Annotated in this window: 4 protein-coding genes; 3 read left to right on the top strand and 1 reads right to left on the bottom strand. The window is 71.2% G+C overall.

All coding sequences use genetic code 11. The features are described 5' to 3' along the window. Nucleotides 1-7: 7 nt before the first annotated feature. Nucleotides 8-865 (bottom strand): sugar phosphate isomerase/epimerase family protein, encoded by an 858-nt coding sequence (locus ACQPXS_RS38180; protein ID WP_433454004.1) that lies wholly within the window; start codon nt 863-865, stop codon nt 8-10. Between the two features lie 348 nt (nt 866-1,213). Here ACQPXS_RS38180 and ACQPXS_RS38175 point away from each other — a divergent pair, with 348 nt between their 5' ends. From ACQPXS_RS38175 to ACQPXS_RS38165, 3 genes are all read left to right on the top strand, one after another. After that, complete coding sequence (locus ACQPXS_RS38175; RefSeq protein ID WP_356318019.1) at nt 1,214-1,870, top strand: O-methyltransferase; 657 nt, start codon at nt 1,214-1,216, stop codon at nt 1,868-1,870. 350 nt (nt 1,871-2,220) lie between these two features. Further along, a complete protein-coding gene (locus ACQPXS_RS38170) occupies nt 2,221-4,974 on the top strand; it encodes a helix-turn-helix transcriptional regulator (RefSeq protein WP_433454003.1) in 2,754 nt (917 codons plus the stop codon). A gap of 535 nt (nt 4,975-5,509) precedes the next feature. Continuing rightward, nucleotides 5,510-22,258, top strand: coding sequence for an SDR family NAD(P)-dependent oxidoreductase (locus ACQPXS_RS38165; RefSeq protein WP_433454002.1), 16,749 nt, complete (start codon nt 5,510-5,512; stop codon nt 22,256-22,258). Nucleotides 22,259-22,350: the final 92 nt, after the last annotated feature.

Genomic DNA, 22,350 nt, shown 5'->3' with positions numbered 1-22,350 from the left:
GTGCCGTTCAGCGCCTGCCGAGCAGGGCGTCCACCGCCGCCACCGTCTGCTTGGTGTTCTCGGTGGGGGGCAGGGTGCGCAGTTCGGCGGAGAGCACCTCCACCGAGAGGTCGACGTCGGGTTGCCGGCGTTCGATCTCGTGCAGCAGCCGGGGCAGGTCGAAGCTGCCCGTGCCGGGCAGCAGTCGGCCGTCCGCGGAGTCCTCCATGAGGGAGACCTGGGGTTCGGCCACTCCGTCGCAGAGTTCCAGGCCGGTGATGTGTGTGCCGTCCAGCCGTTCCAGGGCGGCGAAGCCGGTGGGGTCCCGGAAGAAGTGCCAGGCGTCGATCTCGACGCCGCCGTTGGGGCGGCCGGCGTCGAGGACGACCTGGGCCGCGTCGGCGTAGGTGAACAGGGGGAAGGCGGCGACCGGTTCCAGCGCGATGCGCAGCCCGTGCTCTGCCGCCCGGTCGCACAGTACGGCGAACCGTTCGGCGAGCAGGTCCAGCGGCGGGCGGGCCGAGGGCTCCAGGAAGACCGCGGACGCCTTGAGCCGGCCGATGCCGAACTCGTCGGCCAGCGCGAACATCGGCTCCGCCATGGGGAGGGAGGCGTCGGCGTCCTCGGGGGTGCCCCACCACCAGGTGAGGACCTCCAGTTCGCCGATGTGCAGGCCATGTTCGTCGAGCACGCCGCGGACCCAGTCGGCGGAGCGGGTGGCGAGCAGCTGGGTGAGTTCCTGGGCGTCGAAGCCGATGCCCGTGGAGCCGACCGCGGCCACGGCGGCGGCGCGTTCGGGGAAGGCGTGGACGGCGGGTTGTCCCCAGGGTGATCCGGTCAGGTGGTGGTGGGCGAAGAAGAGCCGGCGGCTCCGCAGTTGATCCACTCGTTGGTCCAATCGTCGGCTCCGGTAGCCGCATCGCCGGGCGGGTCCGATGCGGGGGGAGGCGGGGACGGACGTACCGGTCCCGGCCACGGTCATTCAGCCACCCGGGCGGAAGGGGGCGCCAGCGGACCGGACCCCAGATCAGGGGATTCGGCCCCCCTAACACCACCCGTGGACAGGTCCGGTGGGGGTTCGGGGGCCCTAGCCTCGTCGGCGAACCCGGCGCTCGGGTGGACTGACCGAGACGGATGCGATCCAGCCGGGTCGGACCCGGACGGGTTCCCCTCGATTCGACCTCCGCCCGGACTGGCCGCGCCGGCCAGCTCCCCACCACCCGAAAGGCGTGGCATGACGACACTCAACGACGCAAACGTCAGCGCCCTGCTCGATCGCCTCTACGAGGACGAGAAGGTCAAGGACGCGGAACCGATCCAGAAGCTGATCGCCGACGGGCGGCCGCCGGAGCAGATCGGTCACGAGGCCCTCAACGAGATGTTCGCCGAGGCCTATCTGCCGGTTCACCGGGACATCGGCAACCTCATGTACCTTCTCTGCCGTAACCGGGGGGTGCGGCGGGCCGTGGAGTTCGGCACGTCGTTCGCCGTGTCGACGATCTACCTGGCCGCCGCCGTCAAGGACAACGGCGGGGGGCTGGTGATCGGTACCGAGGTGATGCCGGCCAAGGCCGAGGTGGCCCACCGCAACATCGCCGAGGCCGGACTGAGCGAGTACGTCGAGATCCGTGAGGGCGACGCCCTGCAGACGCTGAAGGATCTCGAGGGACCGATCGACCTTCTGCTGCTCGACGCGTGGAAGGACGACAACCTGACCGTTCTGAAGATGCTCGAGCCGGTGCTGGCCCCGAACGCCCTGGTGCTGGGCGACGACGTCAACCTCGCGCGGTGGCTGTGGGAGCCGTACCTGGAGCACGTCAACGGACCCGACTATTTCACTGTTGAACTTCCCATCGGTGACGGCCTGGTCCTGTCCACCCGCCTGAGCTGAACCACGCGGAACCGGCCATGCCAGGGCATGGCCGGAATTCGCCGTACAACCCCTATGCAGCCCCCGTCATTCTTTGGCGGGGGCTGTCCGCTTACCGAGGTCAGGATCGACAGATAACGGTTGCCATACGCGAGGTTACAACGCGGACCTGATTCAAGGTTACGCAAACATTGGCTAAAGAGATTGACTCTCCACCGAAGATGCGTACAGGCTATACAGAAGTCACACACGGAACTGACTGACCAACGGATCCCGCGGTTACTGGGAAATCGTGAGCGGCAGGCTGCGCGTGTGCCGGGTCACCCCCGAGACATGGGCCGGCAACGCGACGGGGAAGGTGAGGTTTGGTGATGACGCTGCTGGGTCGCGGTTACACACGAATAGACATCGATTTCTTGCTCCGCCGGCTTGACGCAGGGGTCGGCACAATGGCCGCGGTCAGCGGGCCGACGGGTATCGGCAAGAGCACGCTGCTGCGGGCCCTCACCGCGCGGGCCCGGGCCGCGGGCGCCACGGTCTCCGGCGCCCGCGCCCTGAGGGAGGACCGTCACGAACCGTTTTCCCTCATCCAGCAGCTGTTCACCCAGGAAACCCGAGACGAAGCGGTTCTGACGAGCCTCACGGTGGACCTCTCCGGCGCCTCCGGCTGGCTGCACGTGGCCCAGCGGGCGCAACTCGCCCTCGCCGGCATGGCCGAGCGCGGCCCGGTGGTCCTGGTCGTCGACGACATCCACTACGCGGACCCGCAGTCCATCCGCTGCCTGCGCCACCTCACCGCCCGCACGGCATCGCTGCCGCTGTCGGTATTCGTGTCGTGGGATGCGAGCGTGGAATCCGCTTCGCCGATTCTCCTGGAAATGCTCTATGAATCCCATGTGAGCAGTATTTCGCTGGAGCCTTTGAATTCCGATGCGGTCGCGGAAATGATTGCCGAAACGCTTCCGGATCCGGTGGACACGGGACTCGCGACGCATTACCACGAAATTACCGGAGGTAATCCGCTGCTGATATCGGCGCTCATGGAGGACAGACAGACACAGCCTCCCGCTTCCGACGCCGATCCCCCGGGCTGCGGCACGGGGTCATGCGCGGGCGATGCCTTCCAGCGCGCCGTTCAGGTCTGCCTGCACCGTATGGGCCGACTGGCCCGAATCGTGGCCCAGGGTGTGGCACTGCTCGGCGAGAGTTCCGACGAATACCAGCTCAGTGAATTGTGCGAGGCACCCCTCGGCCTGATCCGTTCGGCGCTGCGACGGCTCCAGGCCAGCGGGCTGGTGGTGGGCTGCGTGTTCCGGCACGAGCGGGTTCGGGACATCGTGCTGAGCACCATCCCGAGCGCCACGCTGATCGAGATGCACCACCGTGCCGCCCGGCTGCTGCACGCCCACGGCGCCGCGCCCGAGGCGATCGCCTTCCACCTGCTGGCGGCCGGTCCCGTCAAGGACGAGTGGGGCCTGCCGGTGCTGCGCGACGCGGCCCGTCACGTCCTCGCCGCCGGCCAGGTGGATCTCTGCCTGCGCTACCTCAAGCTGGCCGACGCCTCGTGCACCGACGACACGACCCGGTACGAGATCAAGGCCCAACTCGCCGAGATCAGCTCCATGGTGGCGGCCGGCCGGGCGACCGCGCGCTACCAGTCGCTGAAGACGTCGATCCTGACCGGCCTGATGGCGCCCGCAACGGCGCTGCCGGTGGCCCAGGCCATGCTCTGGAACGCCCAGGTGCACGACGCGGTCCAGATCATCGACAGCGTTGTCCGGCACTCGGATGTCGCCCGGCCCGATGTCGCGGCGGAAATGCAGGTGACCGAACTCCAGATCGCCTCCAGCTTTCCGGGCGTGCTGCGGGCGGCCACCGGTGCGGCGCCCGCGGGCGCGTCCCTCACCGCCTCCCCCGCCGTCCGGGCCAGACTCCAGGCGCACCAGTCGCTGCTGTCGGTGCTGACCGGCAACGGCGACGCCTACATCGCCGCCCAGGCCGAGCAGTCACTGCAGACGGGCAGTCTGCTCGACGGCTCGGTCCGCGCGTGCGTGGTGCCCGCCGTCCTCACGCTCGTCTACTCGTCGTCCCTGGACTCCGCCCAGCAGGCGGCGAACCGCTTCCTGAAGGACGCGATGGACCACGGCCTCGGCGCCTGGACCGCCGTACTGCGCGGCCTGCTGGGCCTGGTCGCGCTGCGCCGCGGCGAACTCGACGTCGCGGTCGAGCACAGTTCGGCCGCGGTCGCCGACAACCCGGCGCAGGCGCTGGACACCCACGGCTGGCTGGCCCTGGCCACCCTCGCCGAGGCGCACACCTCCATCGGAAACCACGACAAGGCCGCGCAGTGCTTCGCGACGGCCGCCGCGCCCGCACTGTTCCAGACCCGGTCCGGCCTGCACTACCTCTACGCCCGCGGCCAGCACCACCTGGCGGGCGGACGCCCTTACGCGGCCCTGGCCGACTTCATGACCTGCGGCGAGCAGATGCAGCAGTGGAACCTGGACACTCCCGTCCTGGTGCCCTGGCGGGTCGGCGCGGCCGAGGCCTGGCTCTCCCTGGACCAGCGGGACAAGGCATCGACCCTGCTGGAGGAGCAGTTGGCGATGCGCGGCTTCGGCAGCACCCGCGCACGGGGCATGGCGCTGCGCGCGCTGGCCTCCACCCGGGACTTCAAGGAGCGCCTGACCATCCTCAACAAGTCCATGCAGTTGCTCCAGTCCAGCGGTGACCGTTACGAACTGGTGCGCTGCCTGGCCGATCTGAGTTCGGCGCACCGGGCCATCGGCGACAAGGACAAGGCACGCACCGCCGGACTGCGGGCCCGCCGGATGGCCAAGGTCTGCCACGCGGACACGGTCCCCGACTCACTGATGGTGGCCGCCTCCCCGCTGGAGCCGACCGAGGAGTGGCCCGCGAAGAAGGACCACGGCTTCGACAGGCTCAGCAAGTCGGAACAGCGCGTGGCCACCCTCGCCGCCCGCGGCCTGACCAACCGTGAGATCGCCCAGGAGCTGTTCGTGACGGTGAGCACCGTCGAGCAGCATCTCACCCGCGTCTACAAGAAGATGAAGGTACGCAGTCGCGAGGACCTGCCCGTCAAGCTCCGGGTCTCCGCCGCCTGACCCCGCCGCACACACCGTCCCCCGGTCATCCTGCTCCACGGCTACGCGCGTAACACGACCGTAACGAAGCATCGCAGGCACGAGCCGTGCCGGTCACCGAGTCGTCATCGCCCGGTGCACCGGCACGGCTCGTGCCTGCGCCGTGTGGTGCGACTCGCACACCCATGAAGCGCTTTCGATCCGCAGTCATTCGATCCGCAGTCATTCGATCCGCAGTCAGTGGATCCGCAGTCAGTGGATAGTCAGTGGCCGAGCGCGCTCGGCCCGGCGCGCCTGCGCCCGTTCGGCCCGGAAACACCGGCGCCCCCTTGGGGCAACCGCGACCGGTGGCGGCCGCCGCGCCGCCGCCGGTCTGCGGGGCGATGCCTGGCCTAGGGGTGCCTACGGGTGGTGACGTCCGCAGGCCATCGGCCACGATCAGGGCTGCACTCGGCACGACACTCTCCTCTCGGGCAGGGCGGTCCGAGGGCGCCGTGATCCGCAGGCGCCAGGTCCGGCCGGCCACAGTCTCCCCGCAGGAAGGCCGCCAGGCGCCATGGAGCCTCAGCACACGCACGCGACGCAGTCCGCACCGGTCGACATCGCCATCATCGGCATGGCCTGCCGCTTCCCGGGCGCCCCCGACCTGGCCTCCTTCTGGAGGCTGCTCAGCACCGGCCGGAGCGCCGTCGGCACCCTGCCGGCCGGACGCGCCGAGCTGGCGGGCGCCCCGGCACCCGTGGACGGTCCGCTGCGCTTCGGCGGCTTCCTGCAGTCCGTCGACACCTTCGACCCGGCCTTCTTCGGCATCTCCCCGCGGGAAGCCGTCACCATGGACCCCCAGCAGCGGCTCGTGCTCGAACTCAGCTGGCAGGCCCTGGAGGACGCCGCCGTCCGCCCGTCGAGCCTGCGGGAGAGCTCGACCGGCGTGTTCATCGGCTCGTTCTCCGACGACTTCGGCGCCATCGTGCACCGTGTCGCCCCCGAGTCGGTCACCCGCCACACCCTGGCCGGAACCCGCCGCGGGCTCATCGCCAACCGCGTCTCCTACGCGCTCGGCCTGCAGGGACCGAGCATGGTCGTGGACGCGGCCCAGGCGTCCTCCCTCGTGGCGGTCCAGCTCGCCTGCGAGAGCCTGCGCGCCCACGGAGCCTCCCTGGCGCTCGCCGGGGGCGTGAACCTGCTGCTCGACCCGGCCGCCGCGACCGCCGTCGAGAGCTTCGGCGGTCTCTCCCCGGACGGCCGCTGCTACACCTTCGACGCACGCGCCAACGGTTTCGTGCGGGGTGAGGGCGGCGGCGTGGTGCTGCTCAAGCGGCTGACCGACGCACTCGCCGACGGCGACCGCATCCACGCCGTCATCCGCGGCGGCGCCGTCAACAACGACGGCGCGACCGAAGGGCTGACCGTCCCCAGCCCCGACGCCCAGGCCGACGTGCTGCGACGCGCCCACGCCGCGGCCACCGTGTCGACCGACCAGGTGCAGTACGTCGAGCTGCACGGCACCGGCACCCGCGTAGGCGACCCCGTGGAGGCCGCCGCCCTGGGCATGGCGTTCGACGCGGCGTCCCGGCCGGCACCGCTGCACGTCGGCTCGGTCAAGACCAACATCGGCCACCTGGAGGGCGCGGCAGGCGTCGCCGGCCTGATCAAGACGGTGCTGAGCATCCGCCACCGCCGACTGCCCGCCAGCCTCAACTTCGAGACGGCGAACCCCGAATTCGACCTCGCCGCGCTCGGGCTGGAGGTGCAGCGGTCCCTCACCTCCTGGCCGTCGCCCGACGGACCGCTCGTCGCCGGGGTGAGCTCCTTCGGCATGGGCGGCACCAACTGCCACCTGGTGCTCGGCGAGGCACCCGCACCCGCGCCGCGTGCGACGACGCCGGTCACCGGCCCGCTGCCGTTCCCCCTGTCGGGCCGCACCGAGACCGCGCTGCGCGCCCAGGCCCGACGACTGCACGCCGCGCTCGACACCGACGAACTCGGCCTGGCCGACGTCGCCTTCTCCCTGGCGACCACCCGTGAGACCTTCGCGCACCGCGCCGTCGTACTCGCCGAGGACCGCGACACACTGCGCGAGGCACTCGCCGCGCTGGCCCGTGGCGTACGGCCGTCCCAGCCACCGGCGCCCGCGGAACTGCGGGCGTCGGCCGCCCGGTTCGAGGAGGGCGAGACGGTCGACTGGACACCGGCGTTCAGCGGACTCACCGCGGCTCGCGTCGCGCTGCCCGGATACGCCTTCGACCGCGGGCGGTACTGGCCGGGGGTGGCACCCGGGACACCGACGGACGGGGCGACGGAAGACGGCGCGGCGGCGGGCGCCGGGGCGTCGGCCGGTCGTACGGCCGTGGAGGGAGCCGGGGTCTCGGCGGACGGCGGAGGCGAGGAGGGGGCTCCCGCGCCGGCCGGCGGCGGGACCACGGAGGCGGCCCACGCGTCGGGCGATGGCAGCACCACAGAGGCGGCCCAGGCGTCGGCCGATGGCAACACCACAGAGGCGGCCCAGGCGTCTGCCGGCGGCGGGGTCGTGGATTCGGGGTCGGTGACGGTGGCGCCCGCCGACGTGCGCGATCTGCTCGACCGGGTGCGGCAGGCCGCGGCGGGGATCCTCGGGCACGCCCGCGCGGAGGACGTCGGCGCCGACCTCACCTTCCGTGACCTGGGACTCGACTCGATCGGCGCGGTGGAACTGAGCGACGCACTGCAGGCCGACACCGGCATAGCGCTGCCCAGCACCGTGCTCTTCGATCACCCGACACCGGCCGCGCTCGCCCGGCACCTGGCCGACCTGAGCTCCGGCGCCTCTCCTTCCGTGACGGTGTCCGCTCCGCGCACGGCCGACGACGACCCGATCGTGCTGGTGTCGATGGCCTGCCGCTATCCCGGCGGTGTCACCTCGCCCGAGGAGCTGTGGCGACTGGTGGCCGACGGCGTCGACGCCATCAGCGGTTTCCCGACCGACCGCGGCTGGGATCTGGAGCGGCTGTACCACCCCGACCCGGACCACACCGGCACCTCCACCACCCGCCACGGCGGCTTCCTGCACACCGCCGCAGACTTCGACCCCGCCCACTTCGGCATCAGCCCCCGCGAAGCCCTCTCCATGGACCCCCAGCAGCGGCTGGTGCTGGAGCTGACCGTCGAGGCCTTCGAACGCGCCGGCATCGACCCCACCACCCTGCACGGCACCAGCACCGGCGTCTTCGTCGGTGCGACCGGGCTCGACTACGGACCACGTCTCGCCGACGCCTCCGCGGACACGGCCGGCCACCTGCTGACGGGCGTCACACCGAGTGTCATCTCCGGCCGCGTCGCCTACACCTTCGGGTTGGAGGGCCCCGCGGTCACCGTCGACACCGCCTGCTCCTCCTCCCTGGTCGCCCTGCACCAGGCGGTACAGGCGCTGAGGTCCGGTGAGTGCGACCTCGTCCTGGCGGGCGGTGTCACCGTCATGGCGTCGCCTGGCATGCTCGTGGAGTTCAGCCGTCAGCGTGGGCTGTCGGCCGACGGCCGCTGCAAGTCCTACGCCGACGCCGCCGACGGCACCGGCTGGGGCGAGGGCGCCGGCATGCTGCTGCTGGAGCGGCTCTCCGACGCCCGCCGCAACAACCATCCGGTGCTTGCCGTGATCCGCGGCTCCGCCATCAACCAGGACGGTGCCTCCAACGGCCTGACCGCCCCCAACGGCCCCGCCCAGCAACGCGTCATCCAGCAGGCCCTCGCCACCGCCGGGCTCACCCCCGCCGACGTCGACGCCGTCGAGGGCCACGGCACCGGCACCCGCCTCGGCGACCCCATCGAAGTCCAGGCCCTCTCAGCCACCTACGGCCAGGCCCGACCCGGAGAACCCCTCTACCTGGGCTCCATCAAGTCCAACATCGGGCACGCCCAGGCCGCCGCCGGTGTCGCAGGCGTGATGAAGATGGTCCTCGCCCTGCGCGCCGGACTGCTCCCCGCCACCCTCCACGTCGACGCCCCCTCCACCCAGGTCGACTGGAACGACAGCGGCATCCAACTCCTCACCGAGCCGCAGCCCTGGCCCACCACCGACACCCCCCGCCGCGCCGCCGTCTCCTCCTTCGGCATCAGCGGCACCAACGCCCACGTCATCCTCGAAGAGCCGCCCGTTCCCGCCGGGAAGCTGGCGGTGTTGTTCACCGGTCAGGGCGCGCAGTACCCCGGCATGGGCCGCGAACTCGCCCACACCCACCCCCGCTTCGGCGAACTCCTGCGCGACATCGCCGCCCGCTTCGACACCCACCTCCCCCACCCCCTGCTGGAAGTGATGTGGGCCGAGAACGGCACGGAACTCGCCGACCTGCTCCACGACACCCTCTACACCCAGCCCGCCCTGTTCACCTTCGAAACCGCCCTCTACCACTACCTCACCGAACACGGACTGACCCCCGACTACCTCATGGGCCACTCCATCGGCGAACTCACCGCCGCCCACGCCGCCGGCACCCTCACCCTCGACGACGCCTGCACCCTCGTCACCACCCGCGCCCACCTCATGCACCACCTCCCCACCCACACCGGCATGCTCACCGCCACCGCCCCCGCCGACCACCTGCACACCCTCCTCGCCCACCACCCCGACATCGACATCGCCGGACACAACTCACCCCGCCACACCACCCTCGCCGGCACCACCCACGCCCTCACCGCCCTCGCCACCGACCTCCAAGACGCCGGCATCCCCCACCGACACCTCACCGTCTCCGGCGCCTTCCACTCCCGCCACCTCGACCCCCACCTCACCCAACTCACCGACGTCGCGAGCCGCCTGCCCCACCACCCGCCGGCCATCCCCCTGATCACCAACACCACCGGCCAACCCGCCACCACCGCCCAGCTCACCGACCCCGCCCACTGGGCAACCCAGGCCCGCACCGCCGTCCACTACCACCAAGGCATCACCACCCTGGCCCACCTCGGCGTCACCACCTACCTCGAAATCGGCCCCGACACCACCCTCACCCACCTCACCCACACCACCCTCGACGGCGACGATCAGTCGAGCACCGCCACCGTCATCCCCACCCAGAACCCACGCACCACCCAGACCGAAAGCTTCGCCAAGGCGCTGCAGACCCTGGGCATTGCGTCCACCGGGCCGATTTCCTGGGTGTTGTCAGCACGCACGGAGGACGAACTGGCCCGTGCCGCCGGGCGGCTCGCCGACCACGCCGCCCGCCACCCCGAGCTGACCGCCACCGCGATCGCCGACACCCTCGCCCGCCGCCGGCACCACCCCCACCGCGCCGTACTCACCGCCGACGACCGCGACACCCTCCTCGCCCAGACCCGCGCCCTGGCCGACCACACCACCCACCCCGGACTCACCACCGGACACCCCACCGGCGGAAAACTCGCCGTCCTCTTCACCGGCCAGGGCGCCCAGCACCCCGGCATGGGCCGCGAACTCGCCCACACCCACCCCCGCTTCGGCGAACTCCTGCGCGACATCGCCGCCCGCTTCGACACCCACCTCCCCCACCCCCTGCTGGAAGTGATGTGGGCCGAGGACGGCACGGAACTCGCCGACCTGCTCCACGACACCCTCTACACCCAGCCCGCCCTGTTCACCTTCGAAACCGCCCTCTACCACTACCTCACCGAACACGGACTGACCCCCGACTACCTCATGGGCCACTCCATCGGCGAACTCACCGCCGCCCACGCCGCCGGCACCCTCACCCTCGACGACGCCTGCACCCTCGTCACCACCCGCGCCCACCTCATGCACCACCTCCCCACCCACACCGGCATGCTCACCGCCACCGCCCCCGCCGACCACCTGCACACCCTCCTCGCCCACCACCCCGACATCGACATCGCCGGACACAACTCACCCCGCCACACCACCCTCGCCGGCACCACCCACGCCCTCACCGCCCTCGCCACCGACCTCCAAGACGCCGGCATCCCCCACCGCCACCTCACCGTCTCCGGCGCCTTCCACTCCCGCCACCTCGACCCCCACCTCACCCAACTCACCCAGATCGCAAGCCGCCTCCCCCACCACCCGCCGGCCATCCCCCTCATCACCAACACCACCGGCCAACCCGCCACCACCGCCCAGCTCACCGACCCCGCCCACTGGGCAACCCAAGCCCGCACCGCCGTCCACTACCACCAAGGCATCACCACCCTGGCCCACCTCGGCGTCACCACCTACCTCGAAATCGGCCCCGACACCACCCTCACCCACCTCACCCACACCACCCTCGAAACAGACCACAGCGAAGACCTCGCCACGGTCATCCCGATCCAGAACCCCCGCACCAGCCAGACCGAAGCCCTCACCACCGCCCTCGCCCGCCTCCACACCACCACCCCCACCGGCCTCACCTGGCCCACCACCCACCACGAACCCCCCGCCGACCTCCCCACCTACCCCTTCACCCACACCCGCTACTGGCTCACCCCCCAACCCCGCACCGAAGCCCACCACCTCGGACTCACCACCACCGACCACCCCCTGCTGGCCGCTTCGACCGAACTGCCAGACGGCTCACACCTGTTCACCACGACGCTGACAACGGCCGAGCACCCCTGGCTCGCCGACCACACCATCGCCGGCACCACCCTCCTCCCCGGCACCGCCCTCCTCGAACTAGCCCTCCACGCAGGCGAATTCCTCAACCACCCGCACCTGACCGAGCTCACCCTCCAGTCCCCCATCACCCTGCCCGCACAACTCCAGCTCACCGTCGAACCCCCAACCGACGGCCACCGCACCTTCACCGTCCACACCCGCACCCCGGACACGGACGAAGACCGCACCTGGACCCTGCGCGCCACCGGCACCCTCACCGACACCACACCCGCGGCAGCTTCCCCGCGGCCCTGGCCGGCCGATGAGCTGGGGAACTCGGAGGATCTGACCGGCTTCTACGACGTCTTGGCAGACCACGGCTACCAGTACGGCCCCGCCTTCCGTTGCATGCGCACCACTTGGCGGCGCGGCAACGACATCTACGCCGAGATCACACTCAGCGAGGGCCTCGACGCCTCAGGACACACCGTCCATCCCGCCCTCCTCGACGCCGCGCTGCACCCGCTGGTCGCCCCCAGCGGACCCGACACCCCCCTGCGCCTGCCCTTCACTTTCACCGACGTCACCACCCACCCCATCGCCGAGCCCGTCACCGGCCTCCGCGTCCACGCCGCCGCGCACCCCGACTCGGCGGACACCTTCACCCTGCGTGCGTACACCCCCAACGGCAGCCCCGCTCTGACCATCACCGCCGTCACCCTCGCCACCGCCAACCCCCAGACGCTCAAGGCCCCCACACCTGTATCCGCGGTCGAATGGGTCCCGGTCCACCTCCCCCAGACCGAGGCCATCCAGGGTTTCCCCCAGGACTGGACGCAAATCGGCGGCGAGAGCCCCCTGCCGGGCATCGCCACCCACTACCCCGACCTCGACACCCTCCTCACCGCGCTCGACAACGGCGCACCCACTCCCGCCACCGTCCTCTACCAAGCCCCCAACCCCGACGGCAGCCACGACACCGACAACCCCGACATTCCCGCCACCACTCGCACCATCGCCACCACCGTCCTGACGTTCCTCCAGACCTGGCTGGCCACCCCCACCCTCGCCAACAGCCGGCTCACCGTCCTGACCACCGCAGCCACCACCCCCCACCACCACACCAACCTCGCCCACAGCGCCCTCACGGGCCTGCTGCGCACCGCAAGCACCGAGCACCCCCACGCCATCACCCACGCCGACCTGCCACCCACCCCCCTCACCCACGCTGACATCCAGACCCTCGCCCAAGCCATCACCACCGCGATCCCGCACTTCGCCGTCCACAACGGCACCGCGTTCACCCCGCAACTCACCACGCGGACGGTTGCCGTGTCGGAGGTGCGTGAGCTGGATCCGGAGGGCACCGTCCTGATCACCGGCGGCACCGGCGGCCTCGGCGCCCTCCTCGCCCGCCACCTGGTCGCCCGCCACGGCGCCCGCCACCTCCTGCTCACCTCCCGCCGCGGACCCGACGCACCCGGCGCCCCCCAACTCGCCACCGACCTGGAAGCCCTCGGCGCCACCGTCCACCTGGCCGCCTGCGACCTGACCGACCCCACCGCCCTGGCCGCACTCCTGGACACCCACACCGGCGAACGGCCCCTGACCGCCGTCTTCCACCTCGCCGGCCTCCTCGACGACGGCCTGATCACCGACCTCGACCCCCACCGCCTGGCCCACGTCCTCGCCCCCAAGGCCGACACCGCCTGGCACCTGCACCACCTCACCCGCCACCACCCCCTCACCCACTTCGTCCTCTACTCGTCGATCGCGGGTCTGCTGGGTTCGCCGGGTCAGGGGAACTATGCGGCGGCCAACACCTTCCTGGACGCCCTGGCCGAGTACCGCCACTCCCAGGGCCTGCCCGCCACCTCACTGGCCTGGGGCCTGTGGGCCGACGGCATGGGCTCCACCCTCACCAGCACCGAAACCGCCCGCTGGACCGCCACCGGACTCACCCCCCTGACCACCACCGACGGCACCGCACTCCTCGACACCGCCCTCACCCTCGACACCCCCCTCCTCGCACCCGCCCGCTGGAACCGCACCACCCTCACCACACTCGCCCAGCACGACGAACTCCCCACCCTGCTCAAACGACTCGCGCCCACCCCCCGACGCAGGCCCACGGACGAGTCCGCGGCCACCTGGCGGGAGCGGATGGCCGAACTCTCCGACCTGGAACGCACCACCGCCGTCCACGACCTCGTCACCCGCGTCTGCGCCGCCGTCCTGCACACCGAACCCGGCCACCTCGCCACCGACCAGGCCTTCAAACAGCTCGGCTTCGACTCCCTCACCGCCGTCGAACTCCGCAACCGCCTCAACCGCGAAACCGGCCTCCGCCTCCCCGCCACCCTCATCTTCGACCACCCCACCCCCCAAGCCCTCGCCACCCACATCACCCACCACATCACCCAGGCGCGGACCGGCACTTCGACGGCACCCGCGCCGGTGAGGTCGGCCGACCGTGGCTCCGAGGACGATCCGATAGTGGTGGTGTCGATGGCCTGCCGCTATCCGGGTGGTGTGACCTCACCCGAGGAACTGTGGCGACTGGTGGCCGACGGGGTGGACGCGGTGACGGAGTTCCCCACGGACCGCGGCTGGGACGTCGAGCGGCTCTACCACCCCGACCCCGACCACACCGGCACCTCCACCACCCGCCACGGCGGCTTCCTCCACACCGCCGCAGACTTCGACCCCGCCCACTTCGGCATCAGCCCCCGCGAAGCCCTCACCATCGACCCCCAACAACGCCTGCTGCTGGAGCTGACCGTCGAGGCCTTCGAACGCGCCGGCATCGACCCCACCACCCTCAACGGCACCAACACCGGCGTCTACACCGGCATCATGTACGACGACTACGGCGCCCGCCTCCGACCCGCACCCACCGGCTTCGAGGGCTACATCACCAACGGCTCCATGCCCAGCATCGCCTCCGGCCGCATCGCCTACACCTTCGGCCTCCAAGGCCCCGCCATCACCATCGACACCGCCTGCTCCTCCTCCCTCGTCGCCCTCCACCAAGCAGCACAAGCACTCCGATCCGGCGAATGCGACCTCGTCCTCACCGGCGGCGCCACCGTCATGGCCACCCCCAACACCTTCATCGAATTCAGCCGCCAGCGGGCACTTTCCTCGGACGGCCGCTGCAAGGCGTTCTCCGCTCACGCCGACGGCACCGGCTGGGCCGAAGGCGCGGGTCTTCTCCTCCTGACCCGCCTCTCGAACGCCCGGCGCCACAACTACCCCGTGCTCGCCGTGATCCGCGGCTCCGCCGTCAACCAGGACGGTGCCTCCAACGGCCTGACCGCCCCCAACGGGCCTGCCCAGCAACGCGTCATCCACCAAGCCCTCGCCACCGCCGGACTCACCCCCGCCGACATCGACGTCATCGAGGCGCACGGCACCGGCACGACCCTCGGCGACCCGATCGAGGCCCAGTCCCTCCAGCAGGCGTACTGCGCCGACCGCTCCGCCGAGCGTCCCCTCTGGCTCGGCAGTCTGAAGAGCAACGTCGGTCACACCCAGGCCGCGGCCGGTGTCGGCGGCATCATCAAAATGATCGAAGCTCTCCGCCACGAGCAGCTGCCGGCCACTCTGCACGCCGCCGAGCCGACCCCGCACATCGACTGGAGCAGCACGTCACTCACGCTCCTCACCGAGCCGCAGCCCTGGCCCACCACCGACACCCCCCGCCGCGCCGCCGTCTCCTCCTTCGGCATCAGCGGCACCAACGCCCACGTCATCATCGAAGAACCCCCAACCCCCGCCACCAGCGAACACACCGACCAACCCCACCCCACCCCCACCACCTGGCTCCTGTCAGCACGCACGGAGGACGAACTGGCCCGCGCCGCCGGACGGCTCGCCGACCACGCCGCCTGCCACCCGGAGCTGACCGCCACCGCGATCGCCGACACCCTCGCCCGCCGCCGGCACCACCCCCACCGCGCCGTACTCACCGCCGACGACCGCGACACCCTCCTCGCCCAGACCCGCGCCCTGGCCGACCACACCACCCACCCCGGACTCACCACCGGACACCCCACCGGCGGAAAACTCGCCGTCCTCTTCACCGGCCAGGGCGCCCAGCACCCCGGCATGGGCCGCGAACTCGCCCACACCCACCCCCGCTTCGGCGAACTCCTGCGCGACATCGCCGCCCGCTTCGACACCCACCTCCCCCACCCCCTGCTGGAAGTGATGTGGGCCGAGGACGGCACGCAGCTCGCCGACCTGCTCCACGACACCCTCTACACCCAGCCCGCCCTGTTCACCTTCGAAACCGCCCTCTACCACTACCTCACCGAACACGGACTGGCCCCCGACTACCTCATGGGCCACTCCATCGGCGAACTCACCGCCGCCCACGCCGCCGGCACCCTCACCCTCGACGACGCCTGCACCCTCGTCACCACCCGCGCCCACCTCATGCACCACCTCCCCACCCACACCGGCATGCTCACCGCCACCGCCCCCGCCGACCACCTGCACACCCTCCTCGCCCACCACCCCGACATCGACATCGCCGGACACAACTCACCCCGCCACACCACCCTCGCCGGCACCACCCACGCCCTCACCGCCCTCGCCACCGACCTCCAAGACGCCGGCATCCCCCACCGCCACCTCACCGTCTCCGGCGCCTTCCACTCCCGCCACCTCGACCCCCACCTCACCCAACTCACCCAGATCGCAAGCCGCCTCCCCCACCACCCGCCGGCCATCCCCCTGATCACCAACACCACCGGCCAACCCGCCACCACCGCCCAGCTCACCGACCCCGCCCACTGGGCAACCCAAGCCCGCACCGCCGTCCACTACCACCAAGGCATCACCACCCTGGCCGACCTCGGCGTCACCACCTACCTCGAAATCGGCCCCGACACCACCCTCACCCACCTCACCCACACCACCCTCGAAACAGACCACAGCGAAGACCTCGCCACGGTCATCCCGATCCAGAACCCCCGCACCAGCCAGACCGAAGCCCTCACCACCGCCCTCGCCCGCCTCCACACCACCACCCCCACCGGCCTCACCTGGCCCACCACCCACCACGAACCCCCCGCCGACCTCCCCACCTACCCCTTCACCCACACCCGCTACTGGCTCACCCCCCAACCCCGCACGGACGCGATGCAGATCGGTCTCGGCCCCGCGGAGCATCCCCTGCTCGCCGCGGCAAGTGAACAGCCGGACGGCTCGCACCTGTTCACCACGACGCTCACGACCGCCCAGCACCCCTGGCTGGCCGACCACACCATCGCCGGCACCACCCTCCTCCCCGGCACCGCCCTCCTCGAACTAGCCCTCCACGCAGGCGAATTCCTCAACCACCCGCACCTGACCGAGCTCACCCTCCAGTCCCCCATCACCCTGCCCGCACAACTCCAGCTCACCGTCGAACCCCCAACCGACGGCCACCGCACCTTCACCGTCCACACCCGCACCCCGGACACAGACGAAGACCGCACCTGGACCCTGCGCGCCACCGGCACCCTCACCGACACCACACCCGCTCTGCCCGAACCGGTCTCCTGGCCCGAGGACCGGGGCCGACCGACCGACCTGACGGGCTTCTACGACACCCTCGCCGACCTCGGCTACCAGTACGGCCCAGCCTTCCGCGGCCTGCAGGCGGCCTGGCAGCACGGCGACGACACCTACGCCGAGATCACACTCGGCGAGGACATCGACGCCTCAGGCCACACCGTCCACCCGGCACTGCTGGACGCCGCGTTGCACGCCCTCATCGCCCCCAGCGGACCCGACACCCCCCTGCGCCTGCCCTTCACCTTCACCGACGTCACCACCCACCCCATCGCCGAGCCCCTGACCGGCCTCCGCGTCCACGCCGCCGCACACCCCGACTCGGCCGACACCTTCACCCTGCGCGCCTACACCCCCAACGGCGCCCCCGCCCTGACCATCACCGGCGTCACCCTGGCCACCGCCAACCGCCAAGCCCTCAAGACACCGGTGCCCGTCCCCGCAGTGGAATGGGTCCCGGTCGGACTTCCCCGGACGGAAACCTTCCAGGGCTTCCCTCAGGACTGGACGCAAATCGGCGGCGAGAGCCCCCTGCCGGGCATCACCACCCACTACCCCGACCTCGACACCCTCCTCACCGCACTCGACAACGGCACACCCACCCCCGCCACCGTCCTCTACCAAGCCCCCGACCCCGACGGCAGCCACGACACCGTCGACGTCCCCGCCGTAACCCGCACCATCACCGCCGGCGTCCTCACCACCCTCCAGACCTGGCTCGCCACGCCCGCACTCACCCACACCCGGCTCACCGTCCTGACCACCGCGGCCACCACCCCCCACCAGGACCTCAACCTCCCCCACGCCGCCCTCACCGGCCTGCTCCGCACAGCGCACACCGAAAACCCCGACACCATCGCGTACGGCGACCTTCCGCGTGGGCCCATGGCCACCGCCGACGTCGAAGCGCTCGGGCAGGCCATCGCCGCGCAGACCCCGCACTTCACCGTCCACAACGGCACCGTCCTCAGCCCGCAACTGGCCGTCAGCGCCGAGCAATCCGGCACCGCCATCACCGACTTCGCCAACGGGGCCGTCCTTGTCACCGGCGGAACCGGAGCGCTCGGTGCCGTCACCGCCCGGTACCTGGCCACGCGGGAGGACGTCGGTCGCCTGGTCCTCGTGTCGCGACGGGGCGTGGAGGCCCCCGGCGCCCGGGAACTCGTCGAGGAACTCACCGCTGCGGGGACTCCGGCCACGGTGGTCGCCTGCGACGTCAGCGACTTCCAGGCCGTCCGTGAACTGATCGATGAGATCAGTGCCTCCGGCCCCCTGACCGGTGTGGTGCACTCCGCCGGCCTGGTCTCCGACGCGACGCTCAGCAGCCTCCAGCCCGAGCAGCTCACCTCGGTTCTCACGGCCAAGGTCGACGCAGCGTGGAACCTGCACCGAGCCACGCTCGACCAGCCGTTGGCGGCGTTCGTGCTCTACTCCTCGATCACCGGTCTGCTCGGTTCTTCCGGTCAGGGGAACTATGCGGCGGCCAACACCTTCCTGGACGCCCTGGCCGAGTACCGCCACTCCCAGGGCCTGCCCGCCACCTCACTGGCCTGGGGCCTGTGGGCCGACGGCATGGGCTCCACCCTCACCAGCACCGAAACCGCCCGCTGGACCGCCACCGGACTCACCCCCCTGACCACCAGCGACGGCACCGCACTCCTCGACACCGCCCTCACCCTCGACACCCCCCTCCTCGCACCCGCCCGCTGGAACCGCACCACCCTCACCACACTCGCCCAACACGACGAACTCCCCACCCTGCTCAAACGACTCGCGCCCACCCCCCGACGCAGGCCCACGGCCGAGTCCGCGGCCACCTGGCGGGAGCGGATGGCCGAACTCTCCGACCTGGAACGCACCACCGCCGTCCACGACCTCGTCACCCGCGTCTGCGCCGCCGTCCTGCACACCGAACCCGGCCACCTCGCCACCGACCAGGCCTTCAAACAGCTCGGCTTCGACTCCCTCACCGCCGTCGAACTCCGCAACCGCCTCAACCGCGAAACCGGCCTCCGCCTCCCCGCCACCCTCATCTTCGACCACCCCACCCCCCAAGCCCTCGCCACCCACATCACCCACCACATCACCCAGGCCGACAACGCACCGGTCCGCAGCGGCAAGACAGCACCGGCGGCCACGACCGCGCCCGCCGGTGACGACGACCCGATCGTGATCGTGTCCATGGCCTGCCGCTACCCCGGCGGCGTCACCTCGCCCGAGGAGCTGTGGCGACTGGTGGCCGACGGCGTCGACGCCATCAGCGGCTTCCCGACCGACCGCGGCTGGGACGTCGAGCGGCTCTACCACCCCGACCCCGACCACACCGGCACCTCCACCACCCGCCACGGCGGCTTCCTCCACACCGCCGCAGACTTCGACCCCGCCCACTTCGGCATCAGCCCCCGCGAAGCCCTCACCATCGACCCCCAACAACGCCTGCTGCTGGAGCTGACCGTCGAGGCCTTCGAACGCGCCGGCATCGACCCCACCACCCTCAACGGCACCAACACCGGCGTCTACACCGGCATCATGTACGACGACTACGGCGCCCGCCTCCGACCCGCACCCACCGGCTTCGAGGGCTACATCACCAACGGCTCCATGCCCAGCATCGCCTCCGGCCGCATCGCCTACACCTTCGGCCTCCAAGGCCCCGCCATCACCATCGACACCGCCTGCTCCTCCTCCCTCGTCGCCCTCCACCAAGCAGCACAAGCACTCCGATCCGGCGAATGCGACCTCGTCCTCACCGGCGGCGCCACCGTCATGGCCACCCCCAACACCTTCATCGAATTCAGCCGTCAGCGTGGGCTGTCGGCCGACGGCCGCTGCAAGTCCTACGCCGACGCCGCCGACGGCACCGGCTGGGCCGAGGGCGCCGGCATGCTGCTGCTCGAACGGCTCTCCGACGCCCGCCGCAACGGTCACCCCGTGCTCGCCGTCATCCGCGGCTCCGCCGTCAACCAGGACGGCGCCTCCAACGGCCTGACCGCCCCCAACGGCCCCGCCCAGCAACGCGTCATCCACCAGGCCCTCGCTACCGCTGGACTCACCCCCGCCGACATCGACGCCGTCGAGGGCCACGGCACCGGCACGACCCTCGGCGACCCCATCGAAGTCCAGGCCCTGACGGCCACCTACGGCCAACACCACCCGGAACACCCCCTCTACCTGGGCTCCATCAAGTCCAACATCGGGCACACCCAGGCCGCCGCCGGTGTCGCCGGCATCATCAAGATGGTCCTCGCCCTGCGCGCCGGACTGCTCCCCGCCACCCTCCACGTCGACGCCCCCTCCACCCAGGTCGACTGGAACGACAGCGGCATCCAACTCCTCACCGAGCCGCAGCTCTGGCCCACCACCGACACCCCCCGCCGCGCCGCCGTCTCCTCCTTCGGCATCAGCGGCACCAATGCCCACGTCATCATCGAAGAACCCCCCACCCCCACCACCAGCGAACACACCGACCAACCCCACCCCACCCCCACCACCTGGCTCCTGTCAGCACGCACCCACGACGAACTGGCCCGTGCCGCCGGGCGGCTCGCCGACCACGCCGCCCGCCACCCGGAACTGACCGCCACCGCGATCGCCGACACCCTCGCCCGCCGCCGGCACCACCCCCACCGCGCCGTACTCACCGCCGACGACCGCGACACCCTCCTCGCCCAGACCCGCGCCCTGGCCGACCACACCACCCACCCCGGACTCACCACCGGACACCCCACCGGCGGAAAACTCGCCGTCCTCTTCACCGGCCAGGGCGCCCAGCACCCCGGCATGGGCCGCGAACTCGCCCACACCCACCCCCGCTTCGGCGAACTCCTGCGCGACATCGCCGCCCGCTTCGACACCCACCTCCCCCACCCCCTGCTGGAAGTCATGTGGGCCGAGGACGGCACGCAGCTCGCCGACCTGCTCCACGACACCCTCTACACCCAGCCCGCCCTGTTCACCTTCGAAACCGCCCTCTACCACTACCTCACCGAACACGGACTGGCCCCCGACTACCTCATGGGCCACTCCATCGGCGAACTCACCGCCGCCCACGCCGCCGGCACCCTCACCCTCGACGACGCCTGCACCCTCGTCACCACCCGCGCCCACCTCATGCACCACCTCCCCACCCACACCGGCATGCTCACCGCCACCGCCGCAGCAGACGACCTCACCGACCTCCTCGCCCACCACCCCGACATCGACATCGCCGGACACAACTCACCCCGCCACACCACCCTCGCCGGCACCACCCACGCCCTCACCGCCCTCGCCACCGACCTCCAAGACGCCGGCATCCCCCACCGCCACCTCACCGTCTCCGGCGCCTTCCACTCCCGCCACCTCGACCCCCACCTCACCCAACTCACCGACGTCGCAAGCCGCCTCCCCCACCACCCGCCGGCCATCCCCCTGATCACCAACACCACCGGCCAACCCGCCACCACCGCCCAGCTCACCGACCCCGCCCACTGGGCAACCCAGGCCCGCACCGCCGTCCACTACCACCAAGGCATCACCACCCTGGCCCACCTCGGCGTCACCACCTACCTCGAAATCGGCCCCGACACCACCCTCACCCACCTCACCCACACCACCCTCGAAACAGACCACAGCGAAGACCTCGCCACGGTCATCCCGATCCAGAACCCCCGCACCAGCCAGACCGAAGCCCTCACCACCGCCCTCGCCCGCCTCCACACCACCACCCCCACCGGCCTCACCTGGCCCACCACCCACCACGAACCCCCCGCCGACCTCCCCACCTACCCCTTCACCCACACCCGCTACTGGCTCACCCCCCAACCCCGCACCGAAGCGCACCACCTCGGACTCACCACCACCGACCACCCCCTGCTGGCAACGGCCACGGAACTGCCCGACGGCACGCTTCTGCTGACCACCACCCTCACGACCGCCCAGCACCCGTGGCTGGCCGACCACACCATCGCCGGCACCACCCTCCTCCCCGGCACCGCCCTCCTCGAACTCGCCCTCCACGCGGGGCAGCGGACGGGCTGTGCGGAGGTCGAGGAGCTGCTCTTCCAGGTACCGGTGGCGCTGTCCGGTGATCGGGAGAAGGTGCTGCACGTCATGACCGGTCCGGTCGACGCGTCGGGCCGCCGGCCGATCACGATCTACAGCCGGGACACGCACGACGAGTCCTGGACGCAGAACGCGACGGGCACCCTCGCCAGGATCTGACCAGGCTCCGGCGCGACGGACACGGCATAGGGCGGTGGCCCCGCACCCCTTGCGGGGTTCGGGGTCACCGCCCTGTGCCGTCCTATGTCGTC

Source organism: Streptomyces sp. CA-142005 (assembly GCF_050942335.1).
GTDB lineage: Bacteria > Actinomycetota > Actinomycetes > Streptomycetales > Streptomycetaceae > Streptomyces.
The sequence above is the reverse complement of the archived record's forward strand: the minus strand, read 5'-3'. Positions and strand labels throughout refer to the sequence as shown.

What these genes read in the sequence shown, in the direction of transcription:
- ACQPXS_RS38175 (WP_356318019.1), top strand. Translation starts at nt 1,214, where the DNA reads ATGACGACACTCAACGACGCAAACGTCAGCGCCCTGCTCGATCGCCTC.
- ACQPXS_RS38170 (WP_433454003.1), top strand. Translation starts at nt 2,221, where the DNA reads ATGACGCTGCTGGGTCGCGGTTACACACGAATAGACATCGATTTCTTG.
- ACQPXS_RS38165 (WP_433454002.1), top strand. Translation starts at nt 5,510, where the DNA reads ATGGAGCCTCAGCACACGCACGCGACGCAGTCCGCACCGGTCGACATC.